We start from the raw sequence: 12,715 nt of genomic DNA, 5'->3' as shown, positions 1-12,715 counted from the left end.
GAGCTTCATAAATTTGTTATTTGGCCATCCCGTTGGGGAAGTTAAAAGTTTTACTTCACACGATTTAGATCCTTGACTTTTCAAAGAAGTCGAGAATCTGTAATATATCAAAATTTAGCAGATGCCCCAATGAAAGTTCAGGGTAAAATGTAAAAAGCTCAAAATAATTATTTACATAAGAGACAACGTATGAAAATTAAAGGTATCAAACGTGGCAAAATTATAGAGATTTCAGAAGAACTCAATATACCCGATGGTACGGAAATAATGATTGAGATTGAAGTCATTCAGCCGATTAGCCACCAAGAAAGACTGAAAAAAATGCAGGATTTTTTATCAAATAATCGGGAAGCTAGAGAGGATTTTGTGAAAACTATGGAAGAATTACAAACAGAAGAGAATTTAGAGTGGGAAAGACTGTATGGACAACATTCGTAAATAGGGTGATTGCTAGTGTACCTTCTAGATAGCAACATCTGTATTGCCATCATCAATGAAAATCCTCAAATTTTAGCTCAGTTTTACTCAAAATTTAGCCATTGTTATATTTCAACAATAGTGATAGCTGAACTTTACAAAGGAGCATACTGTTCTCAAAAAGTTTAGGAAAATATTAGTAGAATTAATCAATTTAGTAGTTTATTAACAGTAGTAAAATTTGACCAGAATGCGGCTGAGGAGTTTGGCAAGATTCAAGCTGAGTTAAAGCCAATAGGCAAACCAACTGGTGTGTTAGACGCAGTCATCGCAGCGGTAGTCTGTTCTCGTGAAGATATTTTAGTCACTAACAATACTCGTCACTTTATCAATATTCCAGCGCTACAATTAGAAAACTGGTTAACTGAACAATCATAGCGATCGCCTATTAATTGCACTCCACACTAAAAGCACTATATGAAACCATCAAATATACGTACAAAACTCTTGAAAGAAATAAATCTCGTTCCCGAAGAAAAGCTGGAGGAACTATATAATTTTATTTATTATTTTCGAGTTGGTGTGGAGGCATCTAAAAGTACACCAGAAGAAATTATGCAGTTTGCTGGTTGCTGGAATGGTATGTCAGATGAAACATTTGCTGATTTAAATGAAGAAATAATCACACGTCGCCAACAGGCTTTTTCAAAGAGAAGAAGCGATGAAACCAGCTTTGATTGATACTAATATTTTATCTTTATTTTTCCGCAATCAACCTCTGGTGATTGAAAACTTTAATGCGTATATTAAAGAATATGACTAAATCAACATTAGTATTATCACTTATTACGAAATAGTTAGCGGATTGAAGCACCGTGATGCACAGAAACAACTAACATCTTTTTTAGAATTTGTTTCATACAATACAGTCTTACCTCTGACTACAGAATCTACAACGATTTCTGGTGACATTTATACCCAGTTGAGAAAGAAGGGGACACCAGTAGACGATATCGATATTCTAATTGCAGGAATTGCTATTATTAACGATTTGGTTATTGTGACTAATAATCACAGAGATTTCGTGAAAATTGAAGGCTTAGAAATTGAAGATTGGAGTCAAAGCAATTCCTAAACGCCGTTATTTCAGTATTCCCCATTCGTATCAAGGTTAAACTTAGTAGCGATCGCAGTCATAATTTCTTGTTCAATGGGTGTAGTTTTATTGTCAAGTTGAGCAATTTTGCGGCATTGAGCTAACAAAGGTACGGCAAAATCACGATTTAGTTGACTGAGCAGTGTATCTAAAGGCTGGGGTGATTTAATATTTGCAGCAATGGCATCCAACGAGGCAGGACTGAGATTAACAGTTTTTAATTCTGGTAGAATTTCTTCCCAAGTTTTTTCGGGATGACTTGCTAGAATCATGTGAACTAATATCTGATCCATCACAGTTTCTTGAGCAATCGCTGTTTCTAGATAATCTTCGCTTTGTTGCTTTAATTTTGCCAGTGTTTGTGAGGAATTGAGAGAAGTTGATTCATCTAACTTGGCTTCATAAAATCGACAAGCAGCATACCCCAACGAATAGATCATTGTCGCATTTGAACTAGCGGCGATCGCAGCTCCAGCAAAAGGTACATTTCGCAGCAAGCCTAATCCTGCTACTTTCAAAAGCCTACCACCACCCAAGGCTAAACCAAAAATTGCCAAAACTTCGCCTTTACGGGCAGAATCTTTTAAATCTAGCCCATAAACTGCGGCAATCTCATAAAGCATTTCTGTCTGCAATTTCGTAGTGGCTGCTAAATCAATAGCTAACAAAGCCGCTGCTACTCCTGGCAAAATACTACTTGCTAAACCAATTCCACCTGCTTTAGTTGCTTTATCAACCATGATCCGGTGTGCAATCTGACTCGGCGATTCATGAGGATGTTCTTGTTTAAGTTTGTTCGCTGTTACTGTTGCTTTTTCTAAATCAACGCTATCACTAGCACCGACTAGCCAATTTAGATTTAATACTCCAGATAGTTTACGAATCAACCAATTTTCACTCAAACCATTGACTACATTCCCGGCGGTTTGAGTTGTTTGCTCAATTAATTTGTGTGTTTGTTTTGCAGCAGCAGTTCCCATCCCAACGGCTAGATCTACAAAAATTTTGCCAGTTTGGGCAAAAGACTCTAACACAGATGGCTTATCTGCTGGATCTGAATTAGTTGATTGCTTCGTCTCTATTTTTTGTTGGGGTTTGTCTGCCATTGTTTGACATCATCCTGTAAAGCCTCTCTTTATATTTAGCGAAAGTTTGAGGGGCTTGACATCTTCCAACAAGCACAAATTTAAAAAGAAATAGGAAACAGGAATACTCCTAATTCTCTCTGCGTGATAAAAATCATCCCGCATTTATGCAACACCAAAAAGAGGATAGTAATTACTTAGTCATTCTTGATTTTCTTGCTTAAGCAGTTTAGCGTATTCATCTAATTGTTCTTCAGCAAGCCTTTGATCTTCCTCACCAAATTCACTGTAGAGATTAGTTATTTCGTTTGTATCTATATTTTCAGTTAGGATGTCAGCTACGAAATTTGAAGAAAGCAATAAAATTGCTGACTTGTTTGAGTTGTTCTTCATTCACTCTAACCTCTCAACTCTAATTCTTTAGCCGTTGCAGGTTTACTATCTAAAAAATTTTTATCCTTAAGAATTTCATAGAGATTAATATTCTTTTCTAGCAAACACGCATGTCCACTTTCAGGTAAGATTATTGTCTTGGAGTTAGGTAATATATCTCCTATCCGCTTAACTTCACTCACAGAAGGTAAAAGGCGATCGCTAGCACCAGCAATCAGTAAAACTGGTTGGGTAAGACGACGTAATTGGTCTTCACTCACATCAAATTCTCGCAACAAAGATAATCGCCAAAGCACTGTTGCGGCTGGTACAGAACGCATAGTTTTCAGTAGTTCGTGGCGATCGCTTCTACTTATGCGTGCTAAAGATGCTAAAAATGGCAATAATCCTAATGCACCAATATCATAAAGAGATTCTGGCACTAATGATGTTAGTTGAGATGCCCAATTTAACCAAGGACGAAGATTAAAAGCTGAGGCTGGATTAATCAGGATAATTCGTTTAAATAACTGTGGTGCTTGGATGGCTACTTTCATCGCCAAGCAACCTCCAAACGATTCACCACATAAATAAACTGATTTGCGCGAGGTTTTTGCTAATTCCTCACCAATCAATTCCCAAACGTTATTAGCAAGGATATCCCACGTGGTGAGGTCTTGTCGGGGGATCGCCAAACAACGGACATCAAAACCAGCTTCTAATCCGGCGGTTTGCGTTCTCAATAATTGACCAGTTCCATCCATTCCTGGCAAATACACAAATAGCGGGTAATCTGGTTGTACTCGTTTGGGAGTAAGGAAACAAGGCTTTAGCTCAACTTCTGGCATTGTAAAATTTAAATTCAACTTCTCGACTTTATATAGCTTTCCCAATGAAAACTAATACTTTAATTATCAGTGTTACATAAGAGCTTAAGCCCAACAGCACATAAAAATCTCACAAAATCATAGCGTGGTGATCAAAACTACATTGAATATAATTTGATGAGTTAAAAATAACTCAATTTACTTCAATTAGGATTGCTGATGACAGAAATAAGTAAACTTTAGGAAAGAAATCACATAATTTATTTGATTTGTAATGAATATATTCTTATAAGCATGTAAAATTAAAGTTAATTAAAACAAGGTATTTAATAGATAAACAAAATATATCATTAACATTTAAAATTCTAATAACAACCTTGATGTAGCAAATTAGCAATTTCGCTATGACAATGTTCTGTTAGTTCAGCCACAACAGTTTTTGCTTGTTTACCATGATATTTTTTTTGATGTTGTGGGGTAATCCAGTAAGGGCGGCCAATTAACACAGCAATTCGACGATATATCACCAGGGGATGCCAACCAGATTGATTAAATAAAGGTTCTGAAGGATCGAATAAACTCAATACTCGTAAAGGAAAACCATTTGTATTAATCTCTTCTAAAGAAGCGATCGCGATCGGCAAGATTGCTAAATCCTGCACATCAGCTTTCAATGCCAAATGAGCAAATCCCCGCTGAAACTCACCTAACTGATTTGGCTGAGTAAATTTTACCATTGGTTCAGTGCCTTCGGGAAATACTCCCACCAACTGTTTTGACTGTAATAGTCGCTGTGATTGCATAAAAAAGTTCTGTTGACGATTTTGGGTTTCCTCCAACGGAAAACACCCTAATTGTCCTGTGACAATCTCCCGCATGATTGGCACTTGTCCCATATAGTGATGGCAAGCAAAGCGAATTGGATTTGATAGCGCTGCCATTAAAACCAGCGCATCCATAAAACTACGGTGATTGCTGACTACCAATAAACTTGTATCCTGGGGAATGCGATCTTCGTAATAGCGAAACATTTGCGTTGAAAATGCCGCCAGGAACTGACGAGAAAAATCCAGGGGGCTATTTAGACTCATATCTAATCAATGTGCTTTTTCGGAAAATATCTTAGTCGGTCTTAACCTAAGTTTTACATTTCTTTACTGTTACTATGACCGTCTTAAGATAGAAATGTTTTATTCATCTAGACAGTTAATTTTTTGAGTTTTTGATTTATGTACTTATAGTCACAATACATGTAATGAAAAGCATTCAAAATAATTACGAGCAGTTATTTTGCGTATTTCGGCTAGAAATTCATGAGAATTATATGTAATAAAAAACAATTTTGGGTTTCATAACTTTGCTATTATTAAGGTGCAGTTTGAAGAAATGATAGTAATGTTATACAATTTTGTGGTTTTGCCGTTAAAAACTAAATATAAAACGTTTTAATAATTTATTTTTTATCTGCATGAATATAGTGGATCAAACAGAAAAAACATTTGCGCTAACTACACCGTTATATTATGTCAACGATATCCCCCACCTTGGTAGTGCCTATCCCACAATGGCAGCGGACGCTGTAGCAAGGTTTCAAAGGCTGTTGGGACGGCAGGTAATATTAATTACAGGTACAGATGAACACGGGCAGAAAATTCAGCGCGCCGCTGAAAATAAAGGGTTACCACCCCAAGAATTTTGCGATAACATTGTACCTAATTTTATCAATTTATGGCAGTTATTAAATATTCAATATGATCGCTTTAGTCGAACTACCGCTGTTCGTCACCAGGCAATTGTTAAAGAGTTTTTTGGGCGAGTTTGGGAAAAAGGTGATATTTACCAAGGACAGCAGAAAGGTTGGTACTGCGTATCCTGCGAAGAATTTAAGGAAGAACGAGAACTGTTAGAGGGACACCGTTGCCCTATTCATACTAACAAAGAAGTTGAGTGGAGAGACGAGCAAAACTACTTTTTTCGCTTATCTAAGTATCAAACTCAACTAGAAGAGTTTTATCAATCGCAACCTAATTTTATTCAGCCAGCCAGCCGCCGAAACGAAGTCCTAAACTTTGTCGCTCAGGGATTACAAGACTTTTCGATTTCGCGAGTAAATCTAGATTGGGGTTTTCCTGTACCAATTGATCCCCAGCACACCCTTTATGTGTGGTTTGATGCACTACTAGGTTATGTCACCGCATTATTAGAACCAAATACAGAACCAACCTTAGCAAATGCCTTGGCAAAATGGTGGCCGATTAACTTGCACCTGATTGGTAAAGATATCCTCCGCTTTCATGCAGTTTACTGGCCAGCCATGTTGTTGTCAGCAGACTTACCCTTACCTAAACAAGTATTCGGCCATGGCTTTTTGACCAAAGATGGTCAGAAAATGGGGAAAACGCTGGGTAACACCCTTGATCCTGTAACCCTTGTTCAGCGCTATGGTAGTGATGCTGTTCGTTATTACTTCCTTAAGGAAATCGAATTTGGCAAAGATGGCGATTTTAATGAAGTTAGATTCATTAATGTTTTAAATGCAGATTTGGCAAATGATTTAGGTAATTTGTTAAATCGTAGCTTGAACATGGTGAAAAAATACTGCACTGGCGATGTACTGCCAATTGCCAATGAAGCCATTCCTAGCGAAAACCCGTTAAAAGCAATTGGTTTACGTCTAGGGGAACAGGTAAAGCAAGCATACCAAGCGCTAGCTTTCAGTCAAGCTTGTGAGGCTATCCTTTCGTTGGTACAAGCCAGCAATAAGTTTATTGACGATCAAGCCCCTTGGTCATTATATAAACAAGGGCAGCAGCAGGAAGTGGAAGAAGTACTTTACGCAGTTTTAGAATCTGTTAGACTAGCAGCTTATCTTCTTTCTCCTGTTATTCCGAATATCAGTAGCGATATTTATCAGCAGCTGGGCTTTGGAATTGACTTTAACGATCAAATAGAAAGTGTAACGGCTGTGCCATTTTGCACCCATGCGAAGTGGGGAGTACTATCCAGTAATCAACACTTGGGTAAGCCTCAGCCTATCTTTAAGCGCATAGATCTCCCTAAAAACGATTAATTCTTTTAATCTTCTACTCAATTTCTGACTTTCTTCTCAAAAAAAGGGACTAAAAAATATCTATTAGCTCCCAAACATTATCATAAATAGCTCTAGCATGTAAAACTTGAAAATTTGTATCAAAAATAACAAAAATAAAAACTGAGGTATCACATCAATGTTGAACAATTTGGAAAACGATTCAATATTTACGCCAGAACAGGTTTTAGAGAATCGGGGTCGAGTCGCCATATTTATTGATGGCTCAAATTTATTTTATGCCGCATTACAATTAGGAATCGAAATTGATTACACGAAGTTATTGTGTCGGTTAACTGGCGGTTCTAGATTACTGCGTGCCTTCTTCTACACAGGAGTAGACAGGACAAACGAGAAACAACAAGGGTTTTTGCTGTGGATGCGTCGCAATGGTTATAGAGTCATTGCTAAAGATTTAGTACAACTACCAGATGGTTCTAAAAAAGCCAACCTGGATGTAGAAATAGCCGTAGATATGATGGCTTTAGTAGACTCTTATGATACCGCAGTTTTAGTCAGTGGTGATGGTGATTTAGCTTATGCGGTCAATTCAGTCAGCTATCGCGGTGTGCGGGTAGAAGTGGTCAGTTTACGCTCAATGACTAGTGATAGCTTAATCAATGTTAGCGATCGCTACATTGATTTAGAAGCCGTTAAAGAAGATATTCAAAAAACTCCACGCCAAAGCTATCCATATCGACCGTTATCGGCTATGGGTTTCTTAGACGATCCACGAGATAGTGAGGGACAACTAGAAATTCAAGATTCATGAAACATCAAAAAGGCAGGAACAAAAAGATAGGAAATTCATCGAACAGGAAGTAACTAAAAAAATTATTTCACTTCTATTAATTTCCATAGATTTTTGACAAATGAAAAAAAATTGGTATTACCTGCCTTTAACTTTTTTATTATTAACTGGATTAGTTGCTTGTGGGAGTAAATTCCCCACGGCTTCTAAATCAAAGGATTCAGGTTCATCCTCCCAAGATAGTAAGTTAACTTTTTTTGGTGTTGCTTTTGAACAGTTTGATGAAGTAGGGCGACCTATTTGGAAAGTCAACGCTAAACAAGCAAAATATACTAAAGAAAAACAAATTGGTCAGGCAGAAAATCCTTATGGTGAACTGTATCAAGATGGCAAAGTAGTTTACCAAATAAAAGCAGAGCAGGCAGATATTGAACAGGATGGGAAACAACTGTTTTTGAAAGGAAAAATATTTGCTACAGACCCAAATAATGGTATTATACTGCAAGGCAATGAGTTAGAATGGCGACCGCAAGAAGATTTATTGATTGTGCGTAATCAAGTCAATGGTAGCCATAAACAATTAAAAGCAGTAGCACAAGAAGCGCGAGTCAAAACTCGTGAGCAAAGAGTAGAATTTTCTGGAGGAGTAGTCGCAAATTCCGCTGATCCCCAAATGCAAATGCGAACTGAACATTTAATTTGGCAAATTAAAGAAAATAAATTGATTGGCGATCGCCCTGTACAAATTGACCGTTATAAAAATAATCAAATTACCGACCGTGGCAAAGGAAGTTCTGCCGAAGTTAATTTAAAAACTAAAATTGCCACTATCAAACAAAATGCCCAAATAGACTTACTAGATCCACCAATGCAAATAGCTAGTAACTCTATGACTTGGAATATGAACACGGAAACTGTGACTACAAATTCTCCTGTGCGCGTATTCCATCGTGCAGAAAATGTAAATGTGACTGCCAATCAAGGCGAAATGCAGATACCACAAAAAATAGTTTATTTAACAGGAAATGTTAACGCTGTTGGGCAACGTCGTCAGACCCTTAAATCTCAGAAACTTACTTGGTATCTCGACAAGAAGTTATTAGAAGGGCAAGGAAATGTAGTTTATCGGCAAGTTGATCCGCCATTAAATTTTACTGGTGAAACAGCCGTTGGTAATCTGCAAACAGAAAACATTGTTGTCAAGGGTGGTCAATCTGGCGGTAGAGTCGTGACAGAGATTATTCCGCAAGAAAAACCCAAGCGCCAGTAGTCAATGGCTAAAAACTCTTAAACACCATTAACTAACTGTTAAATAAAATTTCATTACGACTAGTTGCACCTAGTTCTGGTAACGAATTGATTGAGTGGGGAGTCAGCGCAGTCGGAACGTTTGCAGGTAATTGTAACTGTTGTACAAGACTTTGCAAAAGCTTGTCTTGCTGAATACGGAAACCTGATGGATTTGTACCACGGTTAATAATGGCAAACCAAACTAAACCGCGATCACGTGTAGGCATTACGCCTGCTAAACTACTGACATCGCGAAGAGTACCAGTTTTGATCACAGTAGCAACGGGAATATGTCTATTATGAATTGTCCCTCGGTGGTCGAACCCGGACATAGGAAATAAATCAGCTAAATTTAACTGATTAGCAGCAGCTTCTCGTTGTAGTGCCATTAACATTGCACAAACAGCTCTAGGCGAAATGCGATTTTCTGGCCCCAGTCCTGAACCATTGATTAACTGAATTTCTGAATTAGGGACTCTAGCAAGGTTAGCAGCTTTTAATTGCACAATTCCTGCACCTCCTACCGACTCCGCTAGCATTTCTGCCATCTCATTGTTGCTGAAAACGTTCATCTCTTTAATTAATCGCTGCAATGATAAAGAGTAGTGACGTACCAACAAAGTTTGTTGAGGATTCGGTTGCGCTTCGACTTTGATTTTACCCGCGATCGCCACATGAGGTTTAGGCGTTCCCTTAGGCATAGTTGAGTAGATATAATTTGCAGGACGAGTCCAAATTTGATGATTCAATGCTTGTTTGAGCATTTGACCCGCCAAAAATGGATGACGTTGGAAATTCATAGCAAAATTGCCAGTAATCACCAAATTTCCTTTTACCTGCTTGATTCCCATTTTATTTAAAGTATTGCCAAGAGCGATCGCTTCCTCCCAGACAAACATCGGATCGCCACCGCCAGTAATCACTAAATCACCTTGCAATACACCATTAACAACTGGCCCTGTAGCGCTCACTAAAGTCTCAAATTGATGGTCTGAACCCCAAGTTTTCAAAGCAACTAGTGAAGTTGCAATTTTAGTTAAAGAGGCAGCTGGTAGTGGTGTCGTACCTTGATGATTCGCCATGAGCATTGGCCCCGACTGCATCCAAATTCCTTGACTTTCAGTCAGATTCTGTGCGACTAATTTCGATGTGATTAAGCCCTTGAGATATGCTGTTACCGTATTCACCCCAGTTGGATTTGGATCAGGGGCAAGAACCAAGCCAGGACTACTTTGCCAAGCCAATGCATCTAAAGCATCTGATGGCTTAATTTGTACCCCAGCCATTTCTAGCCAGAGAGAAACTAAACCTGACCCCAACAATTCCAGCATGTTTTGTTCCCCTATTTAAAAACGTAATCCGTTGTTTACTGTGCTAATATACACGCTTTTTTTAGTTAATCAGCATTGAGTCATGATAACTAGTGTTTTTTACGTTCAAAATAGGATGCGATCGCTCTTTTACAAGATTTATAGCTCACAATGCAACTATTTTGTATATTTTAAAACATTATTTACGCAAGCATGACGATTTTACGTTATTACGTTCGCTCTTAGCGTTCCCGCAGGGTGCAAAGCGTAGACGCGTTAGCGGTAAAGCAGCGCGGTCTTGGGGGTTTCCACGCCACTTGCTACAAGTAAGTCGGCGGCACTTCGTCGGGGAACCCGCCCAACGCAGTGGCTCCCCCTGAGTGACTGCTGTAAAGCCTGCGGCATAGCTTCTCTAACGAGACGCGTAGCGTCTTTGTAAGGAGAAGAGTAGTAATCGTAAAGGCTTATACCAATTCAAAAAATCTTTGCGACACATGTAGGTTGGGTTAAGCGCAGCGCAACCCAACATGGATGAAGGTGTTGGGTTTCCTTACGTCAACCCAACCTACGTATCTGTCGCATTCTTTTCGGAAATTGGTATTAGTTTTCGTTACCAGTGCGTAAGTCATAAGTTAATTCAAATCTGTATTTTTTATAATTTAAGATCTAAAAGCTGATGAGTTCTTTTGTAATAAGATCAGCTTTTTAACTTTTGCGTAGCGGTACTACTTCCGTTCTGGGTGTGCCTTCTCCTCAACCGAAGGCACACCCATTTGATTAATCGTGGCAATCATCTGATATAAACGCCCCAAATCACGCTGATTAAAATACAAAACTAGACGTGGTAGTTCCACTGTTTCGTCTTGATTTTCTTGAGGCAATGCCAGACTTTTTTCAATTTTTCCTTTAACTAAGATGTCGTTAAATTCAGCATTCAGTTGCTCTAATTCCGAGTCTGATAAATCGGAAGTGAGGCGAATTACCAACTGTTCACTTACGTAGCGGCTAGAGTGATAAACCTGATAAAAACGAGTAATGGCATTACAAGCTACTTCTAAATTATCTGTCACCGTGTAAAGGCTAGGGTCTTCAGGACTAACTAAACCTTTTTGCACTAGTTGTTGATCAATATATTGACTCCAAGACTGCCAGTAATCACCACCAGGATGATCAATTAAAACTACTGGCACAGGGCCAAATTTACCCGTTTGACTTAATGTCATGCACTCAAAAGCTTCATCTTGAGTGCCAAACCCACCAGGGAACAAAGCGACAGCATCACTTTCCTTAAGCAGGAAAAGCTTGCGGGTAAAGAAATACTTGAAGTGAATTAGCTTAGGATCACCTTCAATAATTGGGTTTGCCTGCTGCTCAAACGGTAACTGAATATTGAGTCCAAAAGAATTTTCTCGCCCAGCACCTTCATGACCCGCCTGCATGATGCCGCCACCTCCCCCTGTCATCACCATGAATCCCAACTGGCAGACAGCACGAGCAAATTCAAGCGCCATCTGGTACTCTGGAGTCTCTGATGATAAGCGAGCCGAACCAAAGATAGTCACTTTACGGACATGTCGGTAGTCATAAAAGAGTTGAAAGCCTCGTTCCATATCTGTTAGAGAAGCCGACAATATCTTCCAATCGAGACGATCAATACCATTATCAGCTAGACGCACTATAGTAGCGAGTGCCTGCTGAATAAGTTGCCGATTTTTTAAGGTCGGTAAGCGATCAATTAATTCAGCGATATCCGCTTGGAGAGACTCTAATGTGTCAAACGACGCAGATGAGGTCATGGGAATTGCCGCCACAATGGCATTAAATTTTACCTAATTTTAGTGTGCAATTTACAACTACTTTGCATATTTATTTAGTTTTTAGACGTAAGTTTTTTATCGTCAATTATTAACTATTTTGAATCAAAATCAAAATAAAAATATAGGATTCCTATTTGATTTTTGAACAAGATTCAGTACATTGTCTTGAAAAGTTCTGCGCCCGAAAATCGAGACGCACAGCGCCAGTTCTCTCAAGTCGGCAAAGCCGCCCACGAGACTGGCTTGACTTTTCGCTTTATCCCTTCTTGGCTGTTCCCTGCAATGCACTGAGTTTCGACTACGCTCAACTACCGCGTAGTCGAAACTCAACTGCCGCTTGTCGAAGTGTTCCCTACCTCTACGAGTGATTCACCAAATTAAACCGGATTACTATATTTATGATTCATAAATTAACCAAGGCACTAATGCTGATTTAAAAATACTTGGTGTCTTTTTGGTAAACAAATATTAAACCCTAAGGCATTAACCCTCTTTTATCACTTTGGGAGAACCCAATTGCTGAAAGCCTTTCGAGGCTTGAATTTCTAAGTTTTGGCTATAAATTTTAGTTACTGTTAGAAAATAAAGCCTCAAAACTTGGC

Annotated in this window: 13 protein-coding genes and 1 pseudogene; 8 read left to right on the top strand and 6 right to left on the bottom strand. The window is 38.7% G+C overall.

All coding sequences use genetic code 11. The features are described from left to right. Positions 1-189 precede the first annotated feature (189 nt). The 4 genes and pseudogenes from QI031_RS10680 to QI031_RS10665 all read left to right on the top strand — a co-directional run bounded on the left by QI031_RS10680 (position 190) and on the right by QI031_RS10665 (position 1,552). Complete coding sequence (locus QI031_RS10680; RefSeq protein WP_281485142.1) at positions 190-438, top strand: hypothetical protein; 249 nt, start codon at positions 190-192, stop codon at positions 436-438. A gap of 15 nt (positions 439-453) precedes the next feature. Next, positions 454-855: pseudogene (locus QI031_RS10675) on the top strand (type II toxin-antitoxin system VapC family toxin). A gap of 39 nt (positions 856-894) precedes the next feature. Then, on the top strand, positions 895-1,158 hold the full coding sequence (locus QI031_RS10670) for a hypothetical protein (protein WP_281485141.1): 264 nt from the start codon (positions 895-897) through the stop codon (positions 1,156-1,158). Positions 1,159-1,240: 82 nt separating this feature from the next. Further along, positions 1,241-1,552, top strand: a complete 312-nt coding sequence (locus tag QI031_RS10665) for a type II toxin-antitoxin system VapC family toxin (RefSeq protein ID WP_343217869.1) — start codon at positions 1,241-1,243, stop codon at positions 1,550-1,552. A gap of 11 nt (positions 1,553-1,563) precedes the next feature. On the opposite strand, the gene QI031_RS10660 is transcribed toward QI031_RS10665, so the two are convergent. The 4 genes from QI031_RS10660 to QI031_RS10645 all read right to left on the bottom strand — a co-directional run bounded on the left by QI031_RS10660 (position 1,564) and on the right by QI031_RS10645 (position 4,948). Continuing rightward, entirely contained in the window at positions 1,564-2,679 is a 1,116-nt protein-coding gene (locus QI031_RS10660) for a hypothetical protein (protein WP_281485140.1), read from the bottom strand. A gap of 180 nt (positions 2,680-2,859) precedes the next feature. Further along, the gene (locus tag QI031_RS10655; protein WP_281485139.1) at positions 2,860-3,051 is read right to left on the bottom strand and encodes a hypothetical protein; all 192 of its coding nucleotides are present in this window, start codon (positions 3,049-3,051) and stop codon (positions 2,860-2,862) included. 5 nt (positions 3,052-3,056) lie between these two features. Further along, positions 3,057-3,878 carry an alpha/beta fold hydrolase gene (locus QI031_RS10650; RefSeq protein ID WP_281485138.1) on the bottom strand — a complete coding sequence of 274 codons (822 nt, stop codon included), beginning with the start codon at positions 3,876-3,878 and terminating at the stop codon, positions 3,057-3,059. Between the two features lie 344 nt (positions 3,879-4,222). Continuing rightward, complete coding sequence (locus tag QI031_RS10645; RefSeq protein WP_281485137.1) at positions 4,223-4,948, bottom strand: lysophospholipid acyltransferase family protein; 726 nt, start codon at positions 4,946-4,948, stop codon at positions 4,223-4,225. A gap of 377 nt (positions 4,949-5,325) precedes the next feature. Here QI031_RS10645 and metG point away from each other — a divergent pair, with 377 nt between their 5' ends. The 3 genes from metG (at position 5,326) to lptC (ending at position 8,966) form a co-directional block, all read left to right on the top strand. Further along, on the top strand, positions 5,326-6,927 hold the full coding sequence (metG, locus tag QI031_RS10640) for a methionine--tRNA ligase (protein WP_281485136.1): 1,602 nt from the start codon (positions 5,326-5,328) through the stop codon (positions 6,925-6,927). Positions 6,928-7,084: 157 nt separating this feature from the next. Further along, complete coding sequence (locus tag QI031_RS10635; RefSeq protein ID WP_281485135.1) at positions 7,085-7,717, top strand: LabA-like NYN domain-containing protein; 633 nt, start codon at positions 7,085-7,087, stop codon at positions 7,715-7,717. A gap of 100 nt (positions 7,718-7,817) precedes the next feature. Next, a complete protein-coding gene (gene lptC, locus QI031_RS10630) occupies positions 7,818-8,966 on the top strand; it encodes an LPS export ABC transporter periplasmic protein LptC (protein ID WP_281485134.1) in 1,149 nt (382 codons plus the stop codon). Between the two features lie 31 nt (positions 8,967-8,997). Here lptC and QI031_RS10625 read toward each other — a convergent pair whose 3' ends face one another. Next, entirely contained in the window at positions 8,998-10,317 is a 1,320-nt protein-coding gene (locus QI031_RS10625) for a D-alanyl-D-alanine carboxypeptidase (protein WP_281485133.1), read from the bottom strand. 704 nt (positions 10,318-11,021) lie between these two features. After that, positions 11,022-12,092 carry an LOG family protein gene (locus QI031_RS10620; protein ID WP_281485132.1) on the bottom strand — a complete coding sequence of 357 codons (1,071 nt, stop codon included), beginning with the start codon at positions 12,090-12,092 and terminating at the stop codon, positions 11,022-11,024. 186 nt (positions 12,093-12,278) lie between these two features. On the opposite strand from QI031_RS10620, the gene QI031_RS10615 reads away from it, so the two are divergent. Then, positions 12,279-12,404, top strand: coding sequence for a hypothetical protein (locus QI031_RS10615; RefSeq protein ID WP_281485131.1), 126 nt, complete (start codon positions 12,279-12,281; stop codon positions 12,402-12,404). Positions 12,405-12,715: the final 311 nt, after the last annotated feature.

The sequence above is a fragment of the Halotia branconii CENA392 genome, assembly GCF_029953635.1.
GTDB classification, from domain to species: domain Bacteria; phylum Cyanobacteriota; class Cyanobacteriia; order Cyanobacteriales; family Nostocaceae; genus Halotia; species Halotia branconii.
The sequence above is the reverse complement of the archived record's forward strand: the minus strand, read 5'-3'. Positions and strand labels throughout refer to the sequence as shown.

Bases quoted from the DNA above. Each gene is read 5' to 3' on its own strand.
- QI031_RS10680 (WP_281485142.1), top strand. From the start codon at position 190: ATGAAAATTAAAGGTATCAAACGTGGCAAAATTATAGAGATTTCAGAA.
- QI031_RS10670 (WP_281485141.1), top strand. From the start codon at position 895: ATGAAACCATCAAATATACGTACAAAACTCTTGAAAGAAATAAATCTC.
- QI031_RS10660 (WP_281485140.1), bottom strand. From the start codon at position 2,679: ATGGCAGACAAACCCCAACAAAAAATAGAGACGAAGCAATCAACTAAT.
- QI031_RS10655 (WP_281485139.1), bottom strand. From the start codon at position 3,051: ATGAAGAACAACTCAAACAAGTCAGCAATTTTATTGCTTTCTTCAAAT.
- QI031_RS10650 (WP_281485138.1), bottom strand. From the start codon at position 3,878: ATGCCAGAAGTTGAGCTAAAGCCTTGTTTCCTTACTCCCAAACGAGTA.
- QI031_RS10645 (WP_281485137.1), bottom strand. From the start codon at position 4,948: ATGAGTCTAAATAGCCCCCTGGATTTTTCTCGTCAGTTCCTGGCGGCA.
- metG (WP_281485136.1), top strand. From the start codon at position 5,326: ATGAATATAGTGGATCAAACAGAAAAAACATTTGCGCTAACTACACCG.
- QI031_RS10635 (WP_281485135.1), top strand. From the start codon at position 7,085: ATGTTGAACAATTTGGAAAACGATTCAATATTTACGCCAGAACAGGTT.
- lptC (WP_281485134.1), top strand. From the start codon at position 7,818: ATGAAAAAAAATTGGTATTACCTGCCTTTAACTTTTTTATTATTAACT.
- QI031_RS10625 (WP_281485133.1), bottom strand. From the start codon at position 10,317: ATGCTGGAATTGTTGGGGTCAGGTTTAGTTTCTCTCTGGCTAGAAATG.
- QI031_RS10620 (WP_281485132.1), bottom strand. From the start codon at position 12,092: ATGACCTCATCTGCGTCGTTTGACACATTAGAGTCTCTCCAAGCGGAT.